This is a genomic window from Bythopirellula superficialaquae, assembly GCF_059632245.1.
Map to the genome: position 1 here is coordinate 4,284,141 of NZ_CP197426.1, position 24,804 is coordinate 4,308,944.

The window sequence follows — 24,804 nt, forward strand, 5'->3', positions numbered from 1 at the left end:
AACCATAAAAAAAGCCCAGGGCGGCAAAGCCCTGGGCTTGTAAATATTCAACTACGCCGGACTGTCGGCAGGGGCGTTCGTCTCGCCCAATTGCCACCGGATGAAGCGCTTGAGCTTCATGCCGCCCGACTTGGCGACGTTGCCGACGGTCTGGCTTTCGTCCTTTACATAGGGTTGCTCTTCCAGAACGTGTTCGGCATAGAAGTTCCGCATCCGGCCTTCGATCATCTTTTCGATGATGTTCTCGGGCTTGCCCTCTTGGCGTGCACGGTCCTTTTGCAATTCTTTCTCCTTGTCGACGACGGCTGGATCGAGATCCTCCTTGGTCGTTGCCTTGGGGCTCATGGCCGCAATGTGCAGGCTCACGTCCTTGGCCAACTCGTCGCTGCCACCTTCGACTTCCAGCAGCACGCCGATCTTGGCCATGTGCACGAAGCCTCCGCTGGGGGCATCGAATCGCTCCAACCGAGCAATGCGAAACACTTCACGAATCTTGTTCTGAAGTTCATCGCGTTGATCTTCGAGCGTCATGCCTTTGCGGCTCGGCGAGGGTTGCTTCCACAACTCTTCGTCGGTCTTCGCGCCGGGGCCAGTCGCCAATTGCTTGGCCAAATCTTCGGCCAGCTGGATGAACTCCTCGTTCGAGGCCACGGGAGCCGACTCGCATTGAAGTTCGACCATCGCGCCAACGCCATCTTTGATGCTCGCGAACACGCCGATGCGACCTTCTTCGGTCGTACGGTCTTGGCGCTTGCCCATGAACTGCTTGCCTTGCTCGCGCAACTTACGCTTCGCGGCTTCCATGTCGCCATTGGATTCGGCCAACGCGGCCTTGCATTCCATCATCGGTAGCTGCGTTTCATCGCGCAGCTTCTTCACCATGGCTGCGGTGATTTCTGGCATGGAAATACTCCTCGTAAATGATTTTGCTAGTGAATTGTGTTGCCGGTTATGGCCGAAGAATGAGCGCCTGGCGAATCATGCCCTCACAAGAAATCGCCCTTCATCGGCCGTCGCAATTAAGCCGTGGCCGTAGCCTTGGCTTTGGCATCCGCGCCTTCCGCCTGCTGTTGCTGCTGGACGGCAGTCTTAGCCTTGCCTTCAGCGATCGCGTCAGCCAGTTGGTTAACGATCAAATCGATCGAACGCATGCTGTCGTCATTGCCTGGAATCGGTAGGTCAATCATGTCGGGATCGCAATCGGTGTCGATCAACGCGACCGTGGTGATGCCCATCTTGCGAGCTTCCTTGACCGCGTTCTTTTCCTTTTTCGGGTCGACCACGACCATGCATTCGGGCAAGCGATTCATGGTCCGCATGCCGTTGAGATTTTGGAACATCTTTTCGTATTCGCGATTGAGCGCCGATTGCATCTTCTTGGAATACGCGTTGATCTCTTCGGATTCACGAATGCGCTCGAGTTCTTCCAACCGCGTAAGCCGGCTGCGAATCGTGCGGAAGTTGGTGAGCGTGCCGCCCAGCCAACGGTCGTTGATGTAAGGCATGCCACAACGATCGGCCGCTTTTTGAATCGTGTCGCCCGCTTGGCGCTTCGTACCCACGAACAAAATCAAGCTGCCGTGGGTCGCGACGTCAGACAGATATTTCTTGGCTCGTAACAAACCGCGAATGGTTTCGCGAACGTCGATGATGTGGATCAGATTGCGGCGGGCATAGATGTATGGCCGCATCTTGGGATTCCAGCGGCTCGAACGGTGTCCGAAATGCACGCCGGACTCAACCAATTCCTTCACGAGAGTCGTAGACAAATTCATTCTCCAAGGCACATCGGCTATGTCTCCAAAGCGAGACCCGGCTTATGTAGCCAGGAACCCCACAGGGCGTCCGACGTTAGGTCAATACTCGGCCAATTGTTGGTACTTCGCTTGGCTTGGGCCGTTCAAGCCATTTGAGCCTCGTAGTTTATCGCTTTTGGCAGCCACCGTCAACGGCCGACCACCGAGCGTAATCCTCGCAGCAATAAGCAGTTAGCAGCATTTGCCAGCACGTTTATACCCAATTGGTTGGCCTTACCCTGGTTGCGCCGTCCTGCTAATCTCCCGCCGCCTTTCATTCAACCTGAATGCCACGCTCCGTTTCATCGTGAGTTCAATCATGGATCTCGAGCCAACCACCAAACACGTTCTCCAGGGCCGCGAGCTAATCGATTATCTGGTCGAGAAAGCCGCGAACACTACCAACGCCGAGTTGGTGGAGCGTGAAGACCGACGCAACCGGCGTTCAACTATCGTTTTTTCCGTGATTACTTTCATCGGCATCAGCGGCTTGATGGGGGCGGCACGACTGTTTATCGACAACGCCGTTCAAGAGCGCACCAAGGAATTCCGCGCCGAAATGACGCGCAACTCCGAGCAACTGGAACGCCGTATCGCCGCCATGCAGCTGGAAGGCCAAGCACTACAAAAGCTGCTCGCTCAGCAAATGGACACGCTCTCCTTGTGTATCGATCAAAAGGTCAAATATCAAGTAAGCGAAGAAGCAACCCGCGGACTGGTGCTGCTTAAACATCGAGAGCAGTATCACGCCATGAAGCAATTCGTTAGCGAGATCAAAGAACAAATTGCCATCAACGAATATCCCGAGAACCTTCTCACCGCCGCCGTGGATACGGCCAACTCACTGGCCGATGCCCCCGAAATTCTCGCCGAGCCGCAGTTTCAAGGGATGATCGAAACATTGATCGATCTCTTGGTACGTGCCGATCGTGTGAAAGATATCGGCCGCGTGGAAAAGGCCACTCGCGAAACCTGCACTCGTTCCAAGAACATCGCTTTTTCCCTCACCGATCACTTCGGCCAGTTGATCATCTCCTCGCCGTACACTGTCGAGCAAATGCCGGAAGAATTTGAAGCCCTCACACGCTATGCGCGTGCATCTCGTGAACTCAAGTTCCCCGAAAAGTCGCTCATGTGGGAGCTCTTTGTCGAGTACAAACGAGCCAAGTACGCCCGCTCGGCTACGACAGACGAGATCGTCGGCATGATTCATAATCTCGCCGAAGCAGACCTACGCAATTTTTGCTACTACGTGTTTCTCAATTCCCATCCGCTGCACTGGATGTACACGCCCGATCACGAAGGCCTGATGCTCGCTAAGTTGGTCGAAGGCTTGCTCGATGATTATCCGGAACTGCGCAAGACTGTTGAAACACAATTGGCATCTTCGGAATTACGCCCCACGGTCGAGCAAGTGCTCGCCACGCGCGAAGAACGCCAGCAAAAAATCGACGATCTCAAACTCGCGAAAGAACCGACGCCGCAACCTGCAACAGAACCCCAAACAGCGGCGGAGCCATCCGAAGAAAACGTGCGGCGTTAAGCTCACGCACCGATCTGCTTAAGACCGGCCAATAATGCATCGTGCAACTTACCATTCGTAGCCAACACGCCGCGGTTGGTGGCTAATGTTCGCCCGTGCGAAAAATCCAAGGGCTTACCGTCGAGATCGGTCACTCGACCACCGGCTTCTTCCACGCAAACCGAGCCGGCGGCTTGATCCCAAATCCGTTCGCGATAATCGGGCGCTGAAGGCGAAATCAGCCGCAGATTGACTTCGCCCCCGCCGGCAGCAAGGACAGCATACTTGGCTTGGCTATCCATCGGCACGGGATCGGCCGTGATGCCTAGCACGCGCACCAATTCTCCGATACCGCCCGTGTCGGTGTGAGCTTTTTCCACGCTGCGCAACATTCGTGTGGCGGTCACGTCGCTTTCCTGTGAAACGGTGAGCTTTGTCCAAGCCGCTTCATCATCGGCGAGCGAACTGGCAAAACTCCCACTCTCCCAGCGTGCCACCACCACGGTCCCTGGACCACCCTTGTCGGACGTCACTCCGGAACCAAGTTCCGGACACCCCAGCGCGCCAACTCGCACTTTTCCATCGCGAATAAACGCCAAGGCCACGGCGTATTGATCGCCACGCAAAAAGCCTTTCGTGCCATCCACAGGATCGAGGGTCCAAAATTCGCCGCGTGGTTCTGCTTCGCTACGACCGATCCAATTGCATACATCGTGCGATGTCGCCGCGGGCTCAAAGATTCGCACAAAATGCGTGATCTGCTCGAGCGTGTCGGCTCCGGCTTCAGTACAAAGCCAGTCGGCATTTTCTTCGCCGACAAATCCCATGTCCGGAAAGGTTTCCAGCAATCGCTTAGATACCAACGCTTGAGCGGCAAAGTCGGCCACGGTCACCGGCGATTTGTCTTCCTTGCTGATGGCCGAAGTGACCATCTCCTTTTGCACCCTGCGAACCAAGAGCGAGGCCTCGCGAACCGCGGCGATGGCGAAACGAACTTTGGAGCAATCGATGGGAGAATTCATGGCAGGCTTTCCGACAAAAACAAAAACCCAGGGAGGACATCCCTGGGTTTTCAAAACAAAGCTACCCCGTCAGGGCTCGAACCTGAAATGAGGGAATCAAAATCCCTAGTGTTACCATTACACTACGGGGCAACGGGCCAACGCACTTTGTCGTTGGCATGCTTGGTAATCTACGAGAAACGGTGCGTTTCGGAAAGTGCTAAGCATTTTTCAATTTCTGTGGGGCCGCCATCTTGGCTGTAAGGCGTTCACTTTTACAGGATAGAAGCCTGCACCACTACTGCGGATGCAGAATCCGATTGGCCACCGCAAATGTCACCTGCTCCAATTCGCGGGCCAAGTCGACACCCACGATACTGACACCCGCAGGGACCCGGAGGGTCACAGGCGCGAAGTTCACAATTCCGCCCACCCCGGCGGCCACCAGCTGATCAGCCACCTCCTGGGCATGCGTAGCCGGAACCGCCACCATCCCCAGCTCAATCTGCTTGTCTGCAATGACCTCGCTCAACTGGCTGAGCGGCCAAACTTCCACTCCGTCGATCACCGTGCCCGCTTTGCTAGAATCCGTATCGAAAGCGGCGACGATGCGGAATCCTTGCTGGACAAACCCGCGATATCCGAGCAAAGCACGGCCCAAGTTACCGACGCCAATCAGCGCGACGCGCCATTCGCGATCGGTTCCGAGAATAATCTTGATCGCCCCGATTAATTCCTGGCAGCGATAGCCGATGCCCGGATGGCCGAAGTGCCCAAAATGAGCCAAATCCTTACGGACCTGAGCATCGGTAAAGCCTAACTGGCGGCCGAGTTGGCTACTGCTGATCGTTTCCTTGCCGTCGGCGATCAGGTGCTGCAATTCCCGCAAATAGAGGCTCAGCCGACTCACTACCGCTTCGGGAATCGCGCTCGGATCGGGTCGGGATAAGTTGTTCTCGTTCGGCAAGGTGCGAGCTCGGGTTGGGATAGCCTGAGAGTGAAATCTTACGAAGGCGAGCCGCGAGAAGCCCCCCCGCAGTTATCACTTTAACCATAACCGCGCAAGCGGGGCAAGCGAAATCCGCTCGATCATCAATCCTGCCAACAACTTACGCCTTTCTCAGTCGCACCCGCACCGCCTTATTGGCTTTCAGAATCCCGGTGAAGTGTCATCTCAAGTCGTAACTCCGCCAGGCGAAGGCCATGTTCCGCAAAAACTGCCAATCCGTTGCAGTTTTACGCAACTCTAGCGGTCCGGCAATTTGGTTGGTTTCGGTCGTAGCGAATAGGCATGGCTGGCTGAGTTCAGCATGTAGGAAAAACACAACAACTAGCTAAGGCAGGTGGTCTGTTCATTCCGAAAACAGCAATGGGTGGGAATTGTCCCATTTTGACCAAACCTTCTATTTCCACATTTAGTTCCGGAGGAGAAAACACCATGAGAGCCAAGTCTGTAGTGCGGGCTCTCGCTGCCATCGCCTTGGCAATGCTGCCTTCAGTGGCATGGGCGGGGTATTGCGGGGTCGCACGTTACAACGGCTGCACGCCTTGTTGCTATCAACAACGCTGCCATACCGTCATGAAGACGGTGCGGTGTGTTGAATGGCACAAAGAACAAGTTCAGTGCTGCAAAACCGTTTACGACCGTGTGTGCGAAGATCGGGTGATTAACTGCACCCGCTACGTACGCGAACAACGACAGAAACAAGTCTGCTACACCGTTTGCTGCCCGGTCTGGGAAACCAAGACCCGCTGCTACACCGTCTGCAAGCCTGTTTGGGAAACCAAGACGCGCAACGTCTGCTACACCACGTATCACCCGGTGTGGGAAACCAAAACTCGCTGCTATACCGTGTGCAAGCCTGTCTGGGAAACCAAGACCCGCAACGTCTGCTACACGACGTACCACCCCGTGTGGGAAACCAAAACTCGCTGCTACACCGTGTGCAAGCCTGTCTGGGAAACCAAGACCCGCTGCTACACCGTCTGCAAGCCTGTTTGGGAAACTCGCACTCGTGAAGTTCCTTACACAACCTGCAAGGCTGTGTGGGAAACCCGTCAACGCAACTACACGGTCTGCAAGCCTGTGTGGGAAACGCGTGAACGTCAAGAAACCTATTACGTCCGCAAGGCCGTTCCCTATACCAAAACGATTACCGTCCGCAGTGGCCATTGGGAAACTGAGACCTATCAGATTCCTGGCAAGACCTACACCAAGACCGTTCGCGAGCCCGGCTGCTTCACATGGGATCCCTGCCGTTGCCGTTGCGTGTATTGCCCAGGTCCTTGCAAGACGCTCTGCTGCCAAGCCCCTCCTCGCAATTGCTGCAAGAAGGTTTGGGTGCCTGAGTGCTGCACGAAGGAAATCTGCTGCACCAAGTTCGTGTGCGAACCCCGCGTCCGGACCTGCTGCTACAAGGTTTGCCAAATGGTCCCCGAGACTCGCACTTGCTGCTACAAGGTCTGCCGTATGGTGCCCGTGCAATGCACTCGCACATGCTGCTACCAAGTGTGCCACATGGTCCCCGAGACCAAGACCTGCAACTACCAAGTTTGCCGCATGGTGCCCGAAACCAAAACCTGCTGCTACAAGGTTTGCCGGATGGTCCCCAAGCAATGCGTGAAGACTTGCTGCTATCAGGTCTGCCACATGGTTCCCGAAACCAAGACCTGCTGCTACAAAGTTTGCCGCATGGTGCCCAAGCAATGCGTGAAGACTTGCTGCTACAAGGTCTGCCACATGGTTCCCGAAACCAAGACCTGCTGCTACAAAGTCTGCCGCATGGTGCCTGAGACTCGGACCAAAACGGTGTGCTACAGCGTGTGCGTGCCTGTCTGCGAGCAGAAGACCATCCAAGTGATGCGTTGCGTGCCTCGCCAGGTGCCTTACACGGTGACTCGGTGCGTGCCCCGCGTGGTTTGCAAGCAAGTGCCGGTCTGTGTGCACTGCCCAGAACCTTCGTGCGGCTGTGCGGAACCTTCCTGTGGAGTACCCTGCTGCGACTAGTTCGCCGCGGAAATCGGGTTTGGTCAACCTAATTGGTGACCCGGCAGTCCTTTGCCGGGTCACCTTTTTTTATGCCTCCAGCCGCTTGCGTCTTAGCGATTTGAACATGACAACCGGCGCGCTAACATTCTGGCATGCAAGCCAAGCCCCACCATCCTTGGAACGTCACGCCCGCCGAAGCCCGTGCAATCCAGGAAAAACTTCGCACGGAAGTCCGCGCCAAGAACGCCCCCAGCTTGCGCCGTATTAAACACGTCGCGGGGATCGACATTAGCATTCGCAACAATCGTGCGATCGCCGCCATTGTCGTCCTCGATTTCGTATCGCTTGAACCCGTCGACTTCGTCGTTCACGAAGCTGACATACCGTTCCCGTACGTTCCTGGGCTGCTTTCCTTTCGCGAGTGTCCGTCGATTCTCGCCGCAGCAGAGAAGCTTCACTTGGAACCCGATCTCATCATGGTCGATGGCCAAGGAATTGCTCATCCTCGCCGGTTGGGCATCGCCGCCCATTTAGGATTACTCTTCGATAAACCCACAATTGGCTGCGCGAAATCTCGCCTGAACGGAAAGCATGAAGACCCAGAGCTCACGGCGGGCTCGCATGCCGAGCTATGGGATCGTGAAGAATTGATTGGCTCGGTGCTACGCACGAAGAACAAATGCCGACCGCTGTACATTTCGATTGGTCACAAGATCAAACTCCCCACGGCAGTGGAGTTGGTGCTTTCGTGTTGTCGTGGCTATCGACTTCCGGAACCCACGCGCTTCGCGCATCAAGTGGCGGGAGGCAAGAAATTATCTCTCCCCGCGCGGAACTGAATGAACACGAGCGCGACGAAATCGTAAACCGCGTGGGCCACGATCGGCGCAACCAAATCATCGTACGCCAGCGCCAACCAGCCAAAGTAAATGCCGATCACCGTGGCCGCGATGAAATACGTCGGCGTCAGCGCATGAGCCAACCCAAACAGTAGGGCCACCACAAGCACCCCAATCCACGGACCCGTCCAATGAGTGGCCAGCGGTTGCAGAGCCCCGCGGAAGAGAATCTCTTCGCCAAATCCTGCGGCAATGCTCACCAACGCAAACTCAAACCAACGGCAACCAACAAAGAGTTCCTCGACGACCTTTTCCACTTCATCGCGCAATTTCACGAGTGGTTGCCACGTGCTTTCGTAAAAAGCGATCAAAAGCACGATCATCGGCATGGCGGCTAGGATTCCCCTCAGAACCGCATCCTGGGAAACAGTCAATTGATTGGCCAAATTGATCCCCGCAGCCCAGGCAATCAGCACCCCCACAAAGCCCAAACCCGTCTCAAACAGCATTGCCATGGCCACCGTTTGAGCTTTGCGGTTTTCCATAGGATCCATGCCAAGGGCCCCCCGCAAGCGGCAAAGTCTTGACGCTTTCGCAAGGCCCAATTAGATTAAGCGGTTCGATTTTTCTCGCCGGATCAAACCTATCTGATCTGGCCGGGGGGCAACTGCCGAATGCACGTCCGCTGGGGCTATTCAAGCCACCAGCGCTGGGCATCTCTTGTGCGATTCCCCACGACTCTAGCGAGAGCCAACTACCAATTCAATCGACGAACGACAAATCTCTAGCGATTTAAAAATTAAACGAATCAGTCGCACTCGTTATCGCGACGCTCCCGGTTAAGAGGATCCATTCTCAATGTCAAAAAACTCGACCAAGATGATCTACTACTTCGGCAAGACCAAGACCGAAGGCAAAGGCAATCAAAAGACCCTCCTCGGCGGTAAGGGTGCTAACCTCGCCGACATGACCAGCATCGGCCTCCCGGTGCCCCCTGGGTTCACCATCACCACCGAAGTTTGCGACCTGTACTACAAAAGCGGTCGCAAGTTGCCTGATGGATTGATGGACGAAGTCAAGAAGAACGTCGCCATGTTGGAAAAGGAACTCGGCAAGAAGTTCGGCGACACCAAGGCTCCACTGTTGCTCTCCGTTCGCTCGGGTGCCGCCTCATCGATGCCTGGCATGATGAACACGATTCTCAATCTTGGTCTCAATGACGAATCGGTCGCCGGCCTCGCCAATGCTACCGGCCATAAGCGTTTCGCTTACGACTCCTATCGCCGTTTGATCAACATGTATGGCGACGTCGTTTGCGGCGTCGATCACGAGCACTTTGAAGTCGCATTTGACAAAATTAAGAAGCGCTACAAGGCGACCGTCGACAACGATGTGCCGTTGGAAGGCATGGTCGAGTTGTGCGATGAGTACAAAAACGTCTTCAAGAAACATTTTGGCAAACCCTTCCCGCAAGAACCACTCAAGCAGTTGGAACTTGCCGTCGAGGCCGTGTTTAAGAGCTGGATGCAGCCCCGAGCCGTTAAGTATCGCCAAGTGGAAAACATCACCGGCCTGCTGGGCACTGCGGTGAACTGCCAGTCGATGGTCTTCGGCAACATGGGCGACGAATCGGGCACCGGCGTGGCCTTCACCCGCAATCCTTCCACGGGCGAAAACAAGTTCTACGGCGAGTTCCTGATTAACGCTCAGGGCGAAGACGTCGTGGCTGGCATTCGCACGCCTGAGCCCGTCGAAAAGATGGCCAAGTGGAACAAAAAAGTCTTCGATCAACTGATGACGATCAAGGACAAGCTCGAAAAGCACTACCGCGACGTGCAAGACATCGAGTTCACCATCGAAAATAACACCTTGTTCATGCTGCAAACTCGTAACGGCAAACGGACCGGTGCCGCCGCCGTGAAGATTGCCTGCGACATGGTCAAGGAAAAGCTGATCACCGAGCAAGAAGCCATTTTGCGTATACCCGCCGGTGACCTCACGCAGTTGCTACTCCCCAGCTTCAGCCCTGTCGCCAAGCAAGCCGCCAAGAAAGAAGGTCGTTTGCTCACTGTCGGTCTCCCCGCTTCCCCAGGTGCCGCCGTCGGTAAGCCCGCCTTCACCGCCGCCGAAGCCGTGGATCGCACGCTCGAAGGCGAGCAAGTCTTGCTCGTCCGCAAGGAAACCAATCCCGAAGACATCGACGGCATGCACTCCGCCGCTGGTATTCTGACCAGCACGGGCGGCATGACCAGCCACGCAGCGGTCGTCGCGCGTGGATGGGGTCGTTGCTGTGTCGCGGGTGCCGGTGAAATTCAAATCGACGAGAAGGCCCGTAAGATCAAGATCGGCAACAAGGTCTACACTCACAAGGACGTCATCTCGATCGATGGTTCAACCGGCGAAGTGATGGTTGGTGAAGTGGCTACACAAACTCCCAAGATGTCTGGCGACTTTGCCACCGTTATGGGCTGGGCCGATAAGTACCGCACTATGAAGGTTCGGACCAATGCGGATACGCCGGAAGACGCCAAGCGTGCACGTGATTTTGGCGCCCAAGGCATTGGCCTCTGCCGCACCGAGCACATGTTCTTCGAAGGGGACCGCATCACGGCGATGCGGGAAATGATTCTCGCGGGCAACGAAGAGGATCGCAAGAAAGCTCTCAAGAAACTGCTGCCCGTCCAACGCAAGGACTTCATCGGCATCTTCACCGCCATGAAGGGCCTGCCCGTGACGATTCGTTTGCTTGACCCACCGCTGCACGAATTCTTGCCGCACGACGACAAGAGCCAAGCCGAAATGGCTTCGCGTTTGGGCGTGAAACGTGCCGACGTGAAGAACCGCGTGCTTGCCTTGCACGAACAGAACCCGATGCTGGGTCATCGTGGTTGCCGTTTGGCCGTGACCTATCCCGAGATTCTCGACATGCAAGTCACCGCCATCGCGGAAGCCGTGATCGCCTGCAAGCAGAAGAATATCGATGCTCAGGCAGAGATCATGATTCCACTCGTGGGTACCGCCGCGGAGCTGAAGTTGCTTGGCGATCGCACACGGCAAGTTATCGAAGAAGTCAAAGCCGAAAAGAAGTACACTGGCAAGCTGGATATTTTGATCGGCACGATGATCGAAATTCCACGTGCCGCGTTAACCGCTGATCAAATCGGTGAGCTCGCCGACTTCTTCAGCTTCGGCACGAACGACCTCACGCAGATGACGTTTGGCTACAGCCGCGACGACATCAACACGTTCCTCCCCGACTACCTCGAGCAGGAAATCTTGCCGCGTGACCCGTTCCAGTCGCTCGACACCACGGGTGTCGGTCAGCTGGTCGAAATGGGTGTCACCAAGGGCCGTTCCGCCAAGAAGGGCCTCAAGTGTGGCATCTGCGGCGAGCATGGTGGCGATCCCGATTCGATCTTGTTCTGCCACAAGGTAGGGCTCGATTACGTGTCGTGCAGCCCGTTCCGGGTACCCATCGCCCGTTTGGCCGCCGCACAGGCCGCCCTCGGCAAAGGCAAGTAATCGCCAAGATTGCATGTAAAAACGACAACGCCCAGAGGTTTCAACCCCTGGGCGTTTTTCATGCGCCACCTCGGCACAATTTATCGAACGTCATCCATCCAACGCGGGGTTGGCGGCGAACACGTCTTGCACCAGCTTTTTCTCCGCCGCCTCGTGTTCGGCGAATCGGCGTTGGAACAAACGATACCGCTCCGTCAGGACGTCCACGTCGCGCTTCTCGACAAAAGCCAATTTGGCCAAGCCGATCATGAGGTCGACTTCAGCCAACAGGGCTTTGCGCTCGGCCTCAAGACGTTTCACTTCCGCCACAAATTGAGGCGACCGACGGGCCGCTTCCGCAAAATTCTCTTCCGGAACTTCCAGCTCGAAATACATTTCCAAGTGGGAAGCCAACGAGTTAAACAAAGAAACCAAGCTCCGGTTAGCCGGTTCGCGAGAATTTAGGCGAGACTCCAGGGCATCGATTAAGGAATTGAGCAATGTGTTCCCCTGTCTCGGCTTGAAATTCATCACGTTCCATGTTTGACCGGCATACATAGTGACCTCGTCTCTGCGGATGCATTGCCGAAGTGGAATGGCACATACATGATTTCGCAAATGGGATGCCAACAGTGCCATCGACAGGAAAACCCCGGGAAATGCCGAAGTTCAAGTTCTAGCTGTGCCAGGACGCACAGCCGAAGATTCGAGGGCGCGCCACATCGGGCCCGCCACTAGGAATCGATGTCGTGCTTTTCAAGCAGCCGATAGAGTGTGCGGCGGCTGATGCCCAAGGCCCGCGCCGTCCGCGCCTTGTTACCCTGGTAACGCTTGAAGGTATCGGCGATGTGATGGCGATTGAGCGTTTCCAGATCCGACTCCGGCCCTGGTCGTTGGCTTGCTGCCTCTAAACCGGTCCGCATAATTTCCGGCGGTAAATTGACAGCTAGTAACCGATTCTCATCGGCGAGAATCTTGGCCCGTTCGACGGCATTTCGAAGTTGGCGAATGTTGCCCGGCCAACCATAGTTCTCGATGACGTGCTGAAATTCCTTATCTAATTCCCAATCACGTCCGGCAAAATGCCTGACCAACGGGAGGATGTCCATTTGTCGATCCCGCAGCGGCGGCATCACGATCGTCAGCACATTGATGCGGTAGTACAAATCTTCGCGGAACCGGCCCTTTTGAATTTCTTCGCCCAGATCGCGATTGGTCGCCGCCAGCAATCGCACGCTTACCCGGCGTTCTTTCACGGAACCAACTCGCCGCAACGAGCCATCTTCCAGCACGCGCAAAAGTTTCGCCTGCAACCCACCAGCCAACTCACCGATTTCGTCGATGAACAACGTCCCCCCATCAGCCACTTCAAACAAACCGGGCTTGCTGGCCACTGCACCGGTAAAGGCCCCTTTTTCATGGCCGAAAAGTTCGCTTTCCAGCAAATTTTCGGGAAGCGCCGCGCAGTTGATCACCACCAGCGGCTTGTCGGCAAATCGACTCGCGCGATGAATTGCTTTGGCGACGAGTTCCTTACCCGTCCCGCTTTCCCCCTGAATCAGCACCGGCTTGTCAGTCGTAGCCATGCGATCGATCAGGCGTAGCACTTCCTGCATCGGCTCGCTATTGCCAACCATCGGTATGGTCTTTTGTTCCCGTTCCAACACGGTTCGCAGTTGCAAATTCTCTTTGCTTAATCGCTGTTGCTGAGCCGCGAACTCGGTCTGATAGGCATCCTCAATGATCGCCAAATCCAAATCCAGCAGCTTATTCAGGGATCCCAACGTTAACGAGAGCTCTGCCGGCGTTCCCTGCCAGTTTTCCGATGTGATCCGGCCAAGTGCCTGACGCATCCGCGACAGAGCCGCGTTTGTGTAAACCTGGTCGAGCCCGATGGCCACGTGCCGCTGACCCACTTTGGTTCGCAGCACCACGTAATCGTTGTCGTACGGCCCGGTCAATAGTTGCCGCAGCCACAAGCGCAGCGTCGATTTGAGCTGCAAGATTTGCGCTTCGCCCCCGCGGATGACTTCCGCCGCGCGAGGATGCAAGCCAATCTGATGGTAGAAATCGTCGACGATTTCGTCGGAACGCGCCAGCAGGACGTCACGAACGGCGGTGATCCGCTGATAATCAACGGCATCCCAACCCACGTAGCGTTGCAGTTCGCAATATTTATCAAATGAAGTGCTCAGCATAAAAACTCCCATGTTTACCTGTTTGTAACATGTCTTGCTCGGCACTCCAACTGTGTCAACGAAGCTTGGAACGTGCGGAATAGCACGCCCTACAATCCAATCTCGCGGTATTTCCAGGGAAAAATGCCCCGCGAGCCTGTGGCCTGCGACTTGCTCTTTTATTGATCAGAGCTCGGTAAACCGAGCACGCGGAGGGAGGGCTTGGTTATGTCGATCTCTTGCGACGACGCCTGGTGCAATCAGAGACCTTGCACAAAGGGAATTGGTGACTCGCGCAAGATACAGATCGAAACCGAGGCCTGCGACCGGCTCAAGAGGCACAACTCGTTCAGGGGTCATTGGGATTCGCTGACGGTGGAAGTTGTTAATGACACCCTGATACTCTCCGGTCGCCTCCCTTCGTTTTACCTTAAACAAGTTTTGCAAACGATCATGAAAAATGTTCCCGGCGTAACTCACATCGTCAACCAAGTCGACGTTGTTTCGCCGCGAGGGCTCAGTAGCATAACCACTCATCTTTAGGAGACAGACCCATGATTGCCTCCGCAGACCGTCTGAAAAGCCTGAAAGTTTCCGACGCTATGGCGCACAGTCTTATCACCATCAGCGCCAACAGCACTCTCAGTGAAGCCGCCGACGTGCTTTGCGAGCATCGCATCACGGGTGCCCCCGTTGTTGACGAGCGCGGCAAGTGCATCGGAGTGATCAGTGGCTCGGATTTCATTCACTCCAAAGCCGAAGAACTCGAGGGCACACAAACCCGGCACGTTCTCGTGAGTGGGTCATCCTATGACGCTTTCTGCATCGAAGAAATGCGCCACGATCTCGTGCGGAGTCACATGACGCCCGGAGTGCAAACGATCGGCGAATCCACATCGCTGCTGCTAGCCGCGCGGACCATGTGCGACAAACATATTCACCGGCTCATCGTCGTCGATGAACTCGACCGGCCGGTTGGCATTCTCACAAGTCTCGATCTGGTCGCCACGCTGATTGCGGTGGTGGAAGAATGAAAGGAGCACACCATGGTCGCTCTCCATCCTAAACACGTCCTCGTGCCCACGGATTTTTCCGAGGAATCGGCCCAAGTTGTTGAGAACTGGCGGAATCTCGTCGACAATCCAGGGCAACTCACCGTTCTGCACGTCGCCCCACAAGCAACACCGGCGGAAAGCGATTTGGTCATCGGCTGGAATCTCGAAAGCGATGAAAAACGCCGTGAGCGACTCGTGGAAATGCTGCACAAGAAATTTCCTGATAAGAGCTTCTCCGACGTCCATTTTGAGGTGCTCTTCGGCTCGCCAGCCACAGAAATCGCTAAATATGCCGAAGAACACGACACCGATCTGATCGTGCTGCCATCGCACGGCAGGACCGGATTAGCGCGATTGATGATTGGTTCGGTCGCCGAGCGCGTGGTACGTTTGGCTCACTGCCCCGTATTGGTCATTCGCGAGTGAAGGTGACTCAAAGTTATGCCGTCCCGCGGCCGGAAGATACGCAAGGAGTAGCGCTACCCGGCCGCGCTCTCGGCAAGAGCCAACACTTGAGCAAAAGGCACGCTTTCCAATCTGCCAAACGCGGCGTGTTTGCGCAACTTGTCTTTGGTCGTAGCGGGTGAAGTGATACCGCATAAAAATCGCGCAATCTGCCGCGGGCTCCGCAGAGAATGATGCTTCTCGGCGATCAGCTGTTTGACAGTCGCGCGGTCTGCTCCATCAATTGCCGCCCCGGCCGTTGGGGGCATGATCTGTTTCTTAGCTCCGTCACAACGGCTGCAATGTCCGCAGTTTTCGCGCTGCTCGCCGAAGTATTCCAACAGATAACGCGTGTAACACCCACCGCATTCCGCGAGCGCCACCACTTTCCGCAAGCGACTGATATCTTGCTCCTCGCGACGGGCAAAGCGTTCGTTCAAATGCTGCAAAACAGGCTGCAAATCATGGGGACGCCGTACCATTTTGTAGCCGTAACGTAATCCCGCGGTTTGCAATACGATGTCGCCTGTCTGATCCAAATAATCGAGGGCCGACACAATCCGTTCGCGGCTTTCGGCGAGTTTCTTGGCAGCCTCCACAACGTCGATGCTGAGCCAAGTCTTTCCCGTCCGGGCACATTGAAAGATGTTCTTCAAAAATTCCGCGCGTTTAGGATCGAACTTCTGGAGTATCTCCTCCGAGGGTTTCCGCGGCTGGAATTTGAATTCCGTGTAAACCGGCCCCGTCGGCTGCAAAATCTTTTCGAGTTCCAGATAAGTGAGTAGCGTCTTAACCACCAGCTCACGGACGTCATGCCGTGCCGACAGATCGAAGGTGGAGACTTCCAGCGTATCGCCCCCATCCAGCAACTCTTTTGTTAAAGATTCGATAGCTTGAGGGGTGGGCGTGTCGCCGTAGCTAAAATTTTCGAGCGTCACCAAATCGTCGCGGCAGGCCAACAGCTCGCAGACGGCCGGTTGACCGTCACGCCCCGCGCGGCCGATCTCCTGCATGTAACTTTCCAAGCTCTTGGGAAGATTGTAATGATACACCGCGCGGATGTTGGACTTGTCGATGCCCATGCCAAAGGCAATCGTGGCGACAACGATCATGTCGTCAGCCGCCATAAAGTCATCTTGCACCTCATTGCGTTCTTCGGTTTTCATGCCGGCATGATAGGCTCGCGCCGCATGGCCTTGGCTTGCGAGCAAACCCGCGATCTGCTCAGCAGTGCGCTGCAACGTGACGTACACGATGGCTGGTCCCGGCGACCGCTCCGCCAATTTCTTGAGCAACACATTTTTACGTTCGCGCTCCACGCATGCCGTTACGCGGAGTTCCAGATTTGAGCGGTAAAATCCCGTTTGCACGACATTGTGCACGGGAACCGCAAACACCTTGGCAATATCGTTCACCACGTCGGGGGTCGCCGTAGCGGTCAGTGCCAAGACCCGTTTCACCTTGAGCCGTTCGGCAAGCGCGGCGATTCGCAAGTAATCGGGCCGGAAATTATGCCCCCATTCGCTGATGCAATGCGCTTCATCAACGGCCAGCAAGGCAATCTTTTGATGCTCGAGTAACTGCAAAAATCGTTCATTGCCCAACCTTTCTGGCGAAACGTACAGCAACCTCATACGACCCTGCCGCAAATCTTCATAAACCTGAATCGCTTCCTCGCGTTCCATCGTTGAATCAAGCCGCGCAGCAGGAACATTGCGCTCCCGCAAAAAGTCGATCTGATCTTTCATCAGCGCGATCAATGGCGAGATTACCACCGTCAAACCGTCAAAGAGCAATGCCGGCAATTGATAACAGAGGCTCTTGCCGCTCCCAGTGGGAAAGATCGCGACCGAGGATTCCCCTTCGAGCAAATGCGTGATCACTTGATGCTGGCCGGCTCGGAATCGTTCAAAGCCAAAGACCTCGCGAAGTTTTTCGTAAGCCTCTTCCATAGATGTGCGCGGACGACGGGGTGGCGAAGCAAGCATGGTAACAATTCTCCGCTGAGCTAGTGACTGCGTAAAACGTCGTGCCGCGCGACGCACTCAACAAATGACACTATGAACATTTGTTCACATAGCGGATTATCATAGCGGCTGAGAAAGGAAGTACAAGCAATTCACTCAAAAAACTCCAGATCGCTACGGGCAGATAAAAAACGCGGAATTTGCCGGGAAAACCGCACAATTCCACTGGAGAGTGACAAGCTGCTGTCACTGGAAACGAAAAACGCCTAGGGTTTGCAATCCCTTGGGCGTTTGATTTTCTTGTTGTTACTGGCCCAACTCACGCGGCTTTGCGGAACGGGGTCGTCGCGGGTGCTTCGGTTTCCACTTCGTCCACGGCCGGATGGATCCGCAGAGCCACCCGGGGCGGGCTGCGGCGTTCCTGAATGAAACCACGCGTGCCGGTGCGGAAGAATTCGGCAAACTCCGTGGCGATTCCCTGAGTGAAACGTTGTTCGAGCGTCTCGACCATTTCGTTGAATGTCAGCCCTTCGCGGTAAATCACGCGGTAGGCGGCTTTGAGCTCCAAAATTTCAGGTCGGGTGACGCCGGCCCGATTCAAGCCCACGCGATTCAAACCGACGATCAGTGCGGTGCCGCCATCGGTCAACACAAATGGTGGCAGGTCTTGCACGACCTTCGTGCAACCGCCGACCATCGCCAACCGACCGATGCGGCAGAATTGATGTACCGCCGCGTTGCCACCCAGCACGGCCCGATCGCCCACTTGCACGTGCCCACCCAGCATGACGCCGTTGGTCAAAATCACGCGGTTGCCGATGTTGCCGTCGTGGGCGATGTGCGCTCCCACCATGACCAAACAATCGTCGCCGATCGTGGTGTGATGCCCCTCGTGCATGGCACGGTGAATTGTCACGTGTTCGCGAATTGTGTTGCGATTGCCGATTCGTACGCCACCGATTTTTTCGGGGGCACGCGTGTGTTGAGGCAATCCGCCGATGACGGCCCCTTCGCAAACGATATTTTCACAACCAACGCTTACACCCGATTTAATCGTAACGTGGCCCACGAGCCGCGTGCGGTCGCCGATTTCGGCCCCGGGCTCAACAATCGAAAACGGGCCAATCTCAACGTTGGCACCGATGCGTGCCTCACTGCTCACAATCGCGCTCGGGTGGATCATCACGATGGGTCCTCGTGTGGAAAGCTTGGCGGTAGGCGATCATTCCGGCGGGATGGCGTGATCGCGGCGAATCATTCACTGCTGGTAATATCGGATGCATGGGTTATAGGGGGTTAAGATTTGGTCTTTGATTCAACCGCGGGTGTGACAACCCGCGAGGAGTGCTAGCAACAGCGTGAAATCGCATTCTGGTAAAGACTTAGTGCAACGGACCCCTGGGCGAAGAGTGCTATCGCGCGTTAAACTCAACGCTTGCAGACAACCTGTGAATCAAGCTAAAGGCGGCACTGTGCGGGAGGAATCATGAGCGACGAACACAAACTCTACGACGAAGCGGATCAACACAAAGCGGCGGGCGAACTCGAACTGGCCGCCAGCAAGCTCGAACAAGCGATCGCCAAGAACGAAGAATTCGCGCTGGGCCACTCGGCACTCGCCGTCGTGCTGCAAAAAATGGGCAAGCACGAAGAAGCCCTCGCACACGCCAAGCGCGTCGCGGAGCTCGAACCGATGGACCCGTTTAGTTACACCGCGCTGAGCGTCACCTATCAGCGCGCCTACGCGGGCACCGGCAACATGGATTACATTCGCATGGCAGAAGACGCCATGGAACGCAGTCGACAATTAAGTTCGGGAATGTGAGAAGAGTTGCGAGACGCGAGTTACGAGTTGCGAATTCTAAAAACTCGCCGCTCGAAACTCGCTACTCACGACTTATTTACGCTTGCGGCTTCGCCACGACGCGCTTCTGCACGTCGACTTCCAACACGCCGAAGGCCTGCTCATGCCGCTGCACTGACAAGTGCAAAGCGTGCAGCAAACGCTTGGCGGTATAATAGTTCGTGACCAAACGCTGCGTAATGATCACCGGCTCGGAGGGCACGCCGAACGGCTGCGCGTTCAAGCCGAAATCGATAATCAATTCCTCGGGCGTGCCGGTCACGCGGCAAAAATTGGCATAAGACGTCGAAGCGTGGGTGTCGTCCACTTGCACGCGTTGTTGTTCGGAAGCAGGTTGTTTTTCGTCGGCCACGGGTATTTCTCCATTCGCTTGTCTATTGAACGTTTGCCACTCTTAAATGGCTCTGGAAAAGTGAATCAGCAAGTTTAAGCAATTAGATGGCCAAATTCCATCCCTGAGAATCGCTGCTGAAATCGGGTGACGTTTGCCCTCCGACACGGCCTTAGGGTCATTTCCCTTTCGCCGCGGGAGTGACGCTCAGAATCACACTTTCCGCATCCGTGCGGGGTGTCAGATAAGTTGCAGCTTTGCGAAGTTCATGTTTTTTTAACAATCCCAAGTGTCGCGCTTCGCCCCGTTCATCAACCCACTTACGCCCCTTGATCAAAAGCAACCGATCAAATGCTTTCCAATGCGGCTCAACCCACCGCAAGATTTTCGCCAGCGCCGCAACGGCCCGTGCGACAAGCGTATCAAACGTTTGCAGTTCTAGCACTTCCTCGGCCCGGCAGGCGTAAACCGACACGGGAATGTTGAGTTCCACGACCATCGCCTCAACGACTTTGGCCTTTTTCTGCATCGACTCGCAAACGCTCACCCGCAAATCAGGGCGGCAGATCGCAATGATCAATCCCGGCACGCCACCCCCGGTGCCAATGTCGAGAACTCTTTCGCGTTTGCCGATCAATTTCGCGAGTTCCCAACTATCGACAACGTCGCGCGTGACGAATTTTTCGAGTGTCGTATGCCTCGTGAGGTTCAGTTGTTCGTTCCATTGCCATAACAACTCGCGGTAACGATCTAGCGTTTTAATTTGCTCGTCGGTGAGTTCAATCCCCACATCACGCAATGCGGTGGCCAAGTCGGTGGTGTACGTTTCGTCGGTCATAAAACCAGTATATGATTTACCCGCGGCGCTTGCACTGTGCCCCTAAAAATTCATTTCGGCCACTTGTGGCTTAGCGCTTATGTTCGGCATTCTCAACATCAACAAACCGCCCGATTGGACGTCGCGCGATGCCGTCAACCGCATCCAGAAACACGTCCGCCCGCTTAAGGTCGGCCACGCCGGTACGCTTGACCCGTTGGCCACGGGCGTACTCGTCATCTGCGTTGGACCAGCCACGCGGCTTATCGAATACATCCAGCAATTGCCCAAAGAATATTGCGGCACGTTCTTACTCGGCCGCAGCAGCGCCAGCGACGATACCGAAACCGAGATCACCGAGCTTGCTGCTGCTTCCGTCCCTACACGGTCAGAAATCGAAGCCGCCTTGCCACAATTTCTCGGCCGCATTGACCAGATTCCTCCCGCCTATTCCGCAGTGAAGATCGCTGGCCAACGCGCCTACGCCCTCGCTCGCAAAGGTGCGGACTTTACGATCACTCCCCGCCCCGTCGAAATTCACGCGATCGAAATCACGAACTACGAATACCCCCAACTTCAACTGATGATCCGCTGCGGCAGCGGCACGTACATCCGCAGCTTGGGCCGCGATCTGGCAGCCCGTTTGGGCACCGCTGCCGTCATGAGTGAACTCACGCGCACGCGAATTGGCGCGTTTCGCGTTGATGATGCACTTTCTGTCAACGATTTAACGCTGGATCAGATTCAAGAGCACCTTCAATCTCCCGCCCAAGCTGTGAACCATCTGCCCCGTTTCGAATTGTCCGGCGAACAACTCCAAGAATTGCGCTACGGCCGACCGCTTTCGAGCGATTTACAAACCGAATGTGCCGCCTTTGATGAACAGGGCAACTTGATCGCTTTGCTCACACCCAAGTCGCCCGGCCTGCTCAGACCGCACATCAATTTTGCCCCGTCGGCATGATCGTTATTTCCGCGCCGGTATCTCTTCACACTTGAGCGCTAGGCACACGAATTCGGGAACAAGAGCGACCATTCCTCGTGAATAATTGATCGCCGTTCCAATCTCTTGCACTTTGAGCTGAAATTGGAAAGCAACATGCGAGCCGCATCTGCCGGTTGTGCCTGCCACTTCCGTTCTAGGAGTCCTCCCTGCCAGGGAATCCGTAGCGCGAACGGGACACAAGTTGGACTGCCGACTCGCGGCGTGTCGAAATGAATAGAACCAACGCGTCTGCGCGAGCGATGCGTTGACAAGATGACACCAGGATGGACAACCAGGGAAACACTTCGGGCACGGATGGGCCCCGCGATCGGTTCGCGACTGTCATGATGGCAGAGCGGACGAGACCATGGATCGTAGACCACTGATGTTCGAAAACCGTAGTTTGCGAATCGACCTGATGACGCTGGCACTCTTGGCAGTGACGGCGTTGGTGGGCATTTCGCTGTTCACATACGATCCGCTCGATCCTCCCAGCACGCTGGTGCTGCCCGCTCGCGCTGAGTTCGCGAACGCCGTCGGCCCCATCGGCGCGTACGTCTCGCACTATTTGTTTGAAAGCGTCGGTGTCGGGGCTTACTATGTCGTTGGTTCGCTCTCCGTATTGTCGGTTGTGCTGCTTATGCGGCGTGGTATCGATCAACCGATCGTGCGTGCCGTTGGCTGGGCCCTTTCGTTGTTGGCTCTGAGCACGCTTTCTAATATGGTGATGCCCGCGGGCAGTCCCGGCCCCGAAATCGGCCCCGGCGGATTCTTAGGCGCGATGGGCAGCGCCCTGCTGGAATCGCACTTCGCCACCATCGGCGCTTACATTCTTTCACTCAGCGTGTTGCTGGCTGGGTGGCTGTTGTGTACCGATTACTTCCTGTTCCGCGTGGCCGCGGTGACAACCGTCGCCTCGGGCCGTGGAATCGCCACATTGGGTCAGGTCGGCCAATCCCTAAAAGCAGCCAACAAAAAACGCCCCGCCACTGATGTCGAAAATGGCATCGAAGAAGACTCCGAAGAGTACGAATACGATTACGAAGAGGAATCGTCTGACGAGGGCGAATGGGAATACGAATACGAAGATGAGGAATCAGAAGACGCCGAAGCCCCCGAAGAGGAAGAGGTCGAGCTAACAGTCCGCACCCCCGCCACCAAACAAGAAGAGCCCGGCGAGCCCGCTTCAGCGGGCGGTGATGACCCCGTAGAAGAACAACCCCAAGCCCCCCCATCCCTCAAAGAAAAACTCGGCCTGGGCAAAGGCAAGAGTCTCCTCAAAAAGAGCGAGCGCGAAGAAGTCATCAGCCAGCTCGATGCCGCCGACCTACGTCAGCCCGACACGAATTTTGATTACGAACTCCCGCCGCTCGATCTACTGCTGGAACCCGAAAATGTCAGCTACGACGAGCACGAGAAGGAAGTCCGCCGCAAGGCTCGCATCCTGGAAAAGACGTTCAAGAACTTCGGGTTCAATGTAAAGGTCGTTGAGATCGAAACGGGCCCCGTGATCGCGCAGTACGAAGTGCAGCTCGAAGCCGGGCTCCGTTTAGCCAAGATCACGAACCTGTCCGACGACCTGGCGATCGCGCTCCGCGTGCCAAGCGTGCGTATCGTCGCACCGATTCCCGGCAAGAATACCGTCGGCATCGAAGTCCCCAACGAAAACCGCCAACTCGTGCGTTTGCGCGAAGTGATCGAAGAATCCAACGGCCATGCCCGACGGATGAAGATCCCCATTTACTTGGGCAAAGACGTCTCGGGCAATCCGCTCGTGGTCGATCTCACTTCGCTGCCGCACTTGCTGATCGCGGGCCGCACCGGTACCGGTAAGAGCGTGTGCCTCAACTCGATCATCCTGTCGATGTTGATGAGCCGCGGTCCCGATGAAGTTCGCATGTTGATGATTGACCCCAAAATGGTGGAGCTCAGCGGCTATCGCAAGTTGCCGCATTTGATGCATCCGGTCGTGACCGATATGAAGAAGGCCGAGGCGATACTTTCCTGGGCGGTCGACAAGATGGAAGAGCGCTACGCGCTGTTGGCTCGGGCGGGCGTTCGCCACATCACCGTGTTCAATCAGCTGAGCGACGAAGAACTCCGCGAGCGGATCGATCCCGTGAGCGAAGCCGAATGGGAATTGATTCCCAAGCAGTTGCCGTTCATCGTGATCGTAGCCGACGAAATCGCCGACTTGATGATGACCGCCGGCAAAGACGTGGAACAGCACATTATCCGGCTCGCCCAAAAGAGCCGTGCCGTGGGCATCCACTTGATTCTCGCCACGCAGAAACCGACCGTCGACGTCATCACCGGCTTGATCAAATCGAACTTGCCGGCGCGCATTGCCTTCCAAGTCGCAAGCCGTACTGACAGCCGCGTGGTGCTCGATGAAATGGGCGCGGATAAACTTTTGGGCAACGGCGATATGCTGTTCCTTTCACCGGGAACAAGCCAGTTGCTCCGTGGCCAGGGGACGTACCTTTCCGACGACGAAATCACCCGCGTGGTCGATTTTGTCGGTACCGATGCGCCGCAGTTCGCCAAGGAACTCATTGAGCTTAAGACCAAAGACGAAGAAGAAGCCGCCAGCACGCCGGGACAACTCAAGAATCGCGATGAGCTGTATGAAGCCGCCGTCGATATCGTGGTCCGCGAGCGTCGTGGCAGCGTGTCGCTGTTGCAGCGTTGCTTAGGAATCGGTTACGGCCGTGCCGCCCGTTTGATTGACTTCATGGCCGAGGACGGCATTGTGGGCGAATACAACGGTTCGCAAGCGCGTGAAGTGGCGATCTCGATCGAAGATTGGGAGGCCATGCAATCCGGCGGTGCTGAACAAGCCACGGCTGGTCCAACAACTGCAGTAACAACTCCGCCCAAGCCCAAGCGCGTGAACAAAGTCGTCCCCGGCACAGACGAACCTAGCGACATCGAAGACGGCGAGCCTGCTTCAGCAGGCGGCGGGGTTGGCGTCGAGGAGGATGAAGTCGAAGACCCCTCGGAACTCGATTACGAAGTCGAAGACGAATCCGAATCCGAAGTCGACGAGACTCAAGACGCCGAGTACGACGAAGAGTACGAGTACGAAGAAGAGGAAGCCGGCGAGCCCGCTTCAGCGGGCGGTGAGGATGAAGTCAACAACGAAACCGAAGACGAAGAAGACTACGAATACGAGGAAGAAGACGAACTCGATTCCGACACCGAGGAATCCGATGAAGAAGACCTCTGGGACGAAGGCGAAGATGACGAAGAATCTGAAAACACCCGCCTTGCAGAGGGGGCTTAAACCGCTTTGACTCGCTTGCTAATCCCGGCATTTGCTAATCAACATCAAATACCCGCCCCCATTGGAGGGGACGGGTATAAAAATGCTACTCATCGTTCGAATTTTCTTGTGAATTTATGTGACGCATAGTACCCTGAATGCAGAAGCGTTTTTTACTTCTCCCGCGCATGGCTTAGGGATTTTCTCGCGTCGCCAATTCTTGTCCCTAGCGCAATATTGGCCACACACCC

At 55.8% G+C, this 24,804-nt stretch carries 21 protein-coding genes and 1 tRNA gene; 10 read left to right on the forward strand and 12 right to left on the reverse strand.

The window, feature by feature from the left end:
- Nucleotides 1–51: 51 nt before the first annotated feature.
- On the reverse strand, nt 52–903 hold the full coding sequence (tsf, locus tag SH678x_RS17720; protein ID WP_496919785.1) for a translation elongation factor Ts: 852 nt from the start codon (nt 901–903) through the stop codon (nt 52–54).
- A 116-nt stretch (nt 904–1,019) separates the two neighbouring features.
- Nucleotides 1,020–1,775, reverse strand: coding sequence for a 30S ribosomal protein S2 (gene rpsB / locus SH678x_RS17725; protein ID WP_496919786.1), 756 nt, complete (start codon nt 1,773–1,775; stop codon nt 1,020–1,022).
- Between the two features lie 340 nt (nt 1,776–2,115).
- Here rpsB and SH678x_RS17730 point away from each other — a divergent pair, with 340 nt between their 5' ends.
- Entirely contained in the window at nt 2,116–3,339 is a 1,224-nt protein-coding gene (locus SH678x_RS17730; RefSeq protein ID WP_496919787.1) for a hypothetical protein, read from the forward strand.
- A 2-nt stretch (nt 3,340–3,341) separates the two neighbouring features.
- Here SH678x_RS17730 and SH678x_RS17735 read toward each other — a convergent pair whose 3' ends face one another.
- The 3 genes from SH678x_RS17735 to SH678x_RS17745 form a co-directional block, all read right to left on the reverse strand.
- Nucleotides 3,342–4,340 (reverse strand): 3'(2'),5'-bisphosphate nucleotidase, encoded by a 999-nt coding sequence (locus tag SH678x_RS17735; RefSeq protein WP_496919788.1) that lies wholly within the window; start codon nt 4,338–4,340, stop codon nt 3,342–3,344.
- Between the two features lie 61 nt (nt 4,341–4,401).
- Nucleotides 4,402–4,472, reverse strand: a tRNA-Gln gene (locus SH678x_RS17740).
- Nucleotides 4,473–4,617: 145 nt separating this feature from the next.
- Nucleotides 4,618–5,286 (reverse strand): redox-sensing transcriptional repressor Rex, encoded by a 669-nt coding sequence (locus SH678x_RS17745; RefSeq protein WP_496919789.1) that lies wholly within the window; start codon nt 5,284–5,286, stop codon nt 4,618–4,620.
- 471 nt (nt 5,287–5,757) lie between these two features.
- On the opposite strand from SH678x_RS17745, the gene SH678x_RS17750 reads away from it, so the two are divergent.
- Nucleotides 5,758–7,326, forward strand: a complete 1,569-nt coding sequence (locus SH678x_RS17750) for a hypothetical protein (RefSeq protein WP_496919790.1) — start codon at nt 5,758–5,760, stop codon at nt 7,324–7,326.
- A gap of 134 nt (nt 7,327–7,460) precedes the next feature.
- Nucleotides 7,461–8,147, forward strand: coding sequence for a deoxyribonuclease V (gene nfi / locus SH678x_RS17755; protein WP_496919791.1), 687 nt, complete (start codon nt 7,461–7,463; stop codon nt 8,145–8,147).
- Here the strand turns inward: nfi and SH678x_RS17760 are convergent.
- Entirely contained in the window at nt 8,102–8,701 is a 600-nt protein-coding gene (locus SH678x_RS17760) for a CPBP family intramembrane glutamic endopeptidase (RefSeq protein WP_496919792.1), read from the reverse strand. The genes nfi and SH678x_RS17760 overlap by 46 nt on opposite strands.
- A gap of 304 nt (nt 8,702–9,005) precedes the next feature.
- Between SH678x_RS17760 and ppdK the strand changes: the two genes are divergently transcribed.
- Complete coding sequence (gene ppdK / locus SH678x_RS17765; RefSeq protein ID WP_496919793.1) at nt 9,006–11,669, forward strand: pyruvate, phosphate dikinase; 2,664 nt, start codon at nt 9,006–9,008, stop codon at nt 11,667–11,669.
- A 90-nt stretch (nt 11,670–11,759) separates the two neighbouring features.
- On the opposite strand, the gene SH678x_RS17770 is transcribed toward ppdK, so the two are convergent.
- Together SH678x_RS17770 and SH678x_RS17775 are read right to left on the reverse strand one after the other, a co-directional pair.
- On the reverse strand, nt 11,760–12,206 hold the full coding sequence (locus SH678x_RS17770; RefSeq protein WP_496919794.1) for a hypothetical protein: 447 nt from the start codon (nt 12,204–12,206) through the stop codon (nt 11,760–11,762).
- 176 nt (nt 12,207–12,382) lie between these two features.
- Entirely contained in the window at nt 12,383–13,846 is a 1,464-nt protein-coding gene (locus SH678x_RS17775) for a sigma 54-interacting transcriptional regulator (protein ID WP_496919795.1), read from the reverse strand.
- 207 nt (nt 13,847–14,053) lie between these two features.
- On the opposite strand from SH678x_RS17775, the gene SH678x_RS17780 reads away from it, so the two are divergent.
- From SH678x_RS17780 to SH678x_RS17790, 3 genes are read left to right on the forward strand one after another with little or no spacing between them, the layout of a single operon-like run.
- Nucleotides 14,054–14,368: a BON domain-containing protein gene (locus SH678x_RS17780; protein WP_496919796.1), complete on the forward strand. Its 315-nt coding sequence runs from the start codon at nt 14,054–14,056 to the stop codon at nt 14,366–14,368.
- An 11-nt stretch (nt 14,369–14,379) separates the two neighbouring features.
- Nucleotides 14,380–14,859 (forward strand): CBS domain-containing protein, encoded by a 480-nt coding sequence (locus tag SH678x_RS17785; protein WP_496919797.1) that lies wholly within the window; start codon nt 14,380–14,382, stop codon nt 14,857–14,859.
- Nucleotides 14,860–14,871: 12 nt separating this feature from the next.
- Nucleotides 14,872–15,306, forward strand: a complete 435-nt coding sequence (locus tag SH678x_RS17790; protein WP_496919798.1) for a universal stress protein — start codon at nt 14,872–14,874, stop codon at nt 15,304–15,306.
- A 53-nt stretch (nt 15,307–15,359) separates the two neighbouring features.
- Here SH678x_RS17790 and SH678x_RS17795 read toward each other — a convergent pair whose 3' ends face one another.
- Together SH678x_RS17795 and lpxA are read right to left on the reverse strand one after the other, a co-directional pair.
- Nucleotides 15,360–17,312: a RecQ family ATP-dependent DNA helicase gene (locus tag SH678x_RS17795; protein ID WP_496919799.1), complete on the reverse strand. Its 1,953-nt coding sequence runs from the start codon at nt 17,310–17,312 to the stop codon at nt 15,360–15,362.
- Between the two features lie 298 nt (nt 17,313–17,610).
- On the reverse strand, nt 17,611–18,474 hold the full coding sequence (gene lpxA / locus SH678x_RS17800; RefSeq protein ID WP_496919800.1) for an acyl-ACP--UDP-N-acetylglucosamine O-acyltransferase: 864 nt from the start codon (nt 18,472–18,474) through the stop codon (nt 17,611–17,613).
- Between the two features lie 303 nt (nt 18,475–18,777).
- Between lpxA and SH678x_RS17805 the strand changes: the two genes are divergently transcribed.
- Nucleotides 18,778–19,116 (forward strand): tetratricopeptide repeat protein, encoded by a 339-nt coding sequence (locus tag SH678x_RS17805; protein WP_496919801.1) that lies wholly within the window; start codon nt 18,778–18,780, stop codon nt 19,114–19,116.
- A 76-nt stretch (nt 19,117–19,192) separates the two neighbouring features.
- Here SH678x_RS17805 and SH678x_RS17810 read toward each other — a convergent pair whose 3' ends face one another.
- A complete protein-coding gene (locus tag SH678x_RS17810) occupies nt 19,193–19,507 on the reverse strand; it encodes a DUF3467 domain-containing protein (protein WP_496919802.1) in 315 nt (104 codons plus the stop codon).
- A gap of 157 nt (nt 19,508–19,664) precedes the next feature.
- A complete protein-coding gene (gene rsmG, locus SH678x_RS17815) occupies nt 19,665–20,324 on the reverse strand; it encodes a 16S rRNA (guanine(527)-N(7))-methyltransferase RsmG (protein ID WP_496919803.1) in 660 nt (219 codons plus the stop codon).
- A gap of 79 nt (nt 20,325–20,403) precedes the next feature.
- Between rsmG and truB the strand changes: the two genes are divergently transcribed.
- Complete coding sequence (truB, locus tag SH678x_RS17820; RefSeq protein WP_496919804.1) at nt 20,404–21,267, forward strand: tRNA pseudouridine(55) synthase TruB; 864 nt, start codon at nt 20,404–20,406, stop codon at nt 21,265–21,267.
- Between the two features lie 388 nt (nt 21,268–21,655).
- Complete coding sequence (locus SH678x_RS17825) at nt 21,656–24,574, forward strand: FtsK/SpoIIIE family DNA translocase (protein WP_496919805.1); 2,919 nt, start codon at nt 21,656–21,658, stop codon at nt 24,572–24,574.
- Nucleotides 24,575–24,804 lie beyond the last annotated feature (230 nt).

What these genes read in the sequence shown, in the direction of transcription:
- tsf (WP_496919785.1), bottom strand. Translation starts at nt 903, where the DNA reads ATGCCAGAAATCACCGCAGCCATGGTGAAGAAGCTGCGCGATGAAACG.
- rpsB (WP_496919786.1), bottom strand. Translation starts at nt 1,775, where the DNA reads ATGAATTTGTCTACGACTCTCGTGAAGGAATTGGTTGAGTCCGGCGTG.
- SH678x_RS17730 (WP_496919787.1), top strand. Translation starts at nt 2,116, where the DNA reads ATGGATCTCGAGCCAACCACCAAACACGTTCTCCAGGGCCGCGAGCTA.
- SH678x_RS17735 (WP_496919788.1), bottom strand. Translation starts at nt 4,340, where the DNA reads ATGAATTCTCCCATCGATTGCTCCAAAGTTCGTTTCGCCATCGCCGCG.
- SH678x_RS17750 (WP_496919790.1), top strand. Translation starts at nt 5,758, where the DNA reads ATGAGAGCCAAGTCTGTAGTGCGGGCTCTCGCTGCCATCGCCTTGGCA.
- nfi (WP_496919791.1), top strand. Translation starts at nt 7,461, where the DNA reads ATGCAAGCCAAGCCCCACCATCCTTGGAACGTCACGCCCGCCGAAGCC.
- SH678x_RS17760 (WP_496919792.1), bottom strand. Translation starts at nt 8,701, where the DNA reads ATGGATCCTATGGAAAACCGCAAAGCTCAAACGGTGGCCATGGCAATG.
- ppdK (WP_496919793.1), top strand. Translation starts at nt 9,006, where the DNA reads ATGTCAAAAAACTCGACCAAGATGATCTACTACTTCGGCAAGACCAAG.
- SH678x_RS17770 (WP_496919794.1), bottom strand. Translation starts at nt 12,206, where the DNA reads ATGTATGCCGGTCAAACATGGAACGTGATGAATTTCAAGCCGAGACAG.
- SH678x_RS17775 (WP_496919795.1), bottom strand. Translation starts at nt 13,846, where the DNA reads ATGCTGAGCACTTCATTTGATAAATATTGCGAACTGCAACGCTACGTG.
- SH678x_RS17780 (WP_496919796.1), top strand. Translation starts at nt 14,054, where the DNA reads ATGTCGATCTCTTGCGACGACGCCTGGTGCAATCAGAGACCTTGCACA.
- SH678x_RS17785 (WP_496919797.1), top strand. Translation starts at nt 14,380, where the DNA reads ATGATTGCCTCCGCAGACCGTCTGAAAAGCCTGAAAGTTTCCGACGCT.
- SH678x_RS17790 (WP_496919798.1), top strand. Translation starts at nt 14,872, where the DNA reads ATGGTCGCTCTCCATCCTAAACACGTCCTCGTGCCCACGGATTTTTCC.
- SH678x_RS17795 (WP_496919799.1), bottom strand. Translation starts at nt 17,312, where the DNA reads ATGCTTGCTTCGCCACCCCGTCGTCCGCGCACATCTATGGAAGAGGCT.
- lpxA (WP_496919800.1), bottom strand. Translation starts at nt 18,474, where the DNA reads ATGATCCACCCGAGCGCGATTGTGAGCAGTGAGGCACGCATCGGTGCC.
- SH678x_RS17805 (WP_496919801.1), top strand. Translation starts at nt 18,778, where the DNA reads ATGAGCGACGAACACAAACTCTACGACGAAGCGGATCAACACAAAGCG.
- rsmG (WP_496919803.1), bottom strand. Translation starts at nt 20,324, where the DNA reads ATGACCGACGAAACGTACACCACCGACTTGGCCACCGCATTGCGTGAT.
- truB (WP_496919804.1), top strand. Translation starts at nt 20,404, where the DNA reads ATGTTCGGCATTCTCAACATCAACAAACCGCCCGATTGGACGTCGCGC.
- SH678x_RS17825 (WP_496919805.1), top strand. Translation starts at nt 21,656, where the DNA reads ATGGATCGTAGACCACTGATGTTCGAAAACCGTAGTTTGCGAATCGAC.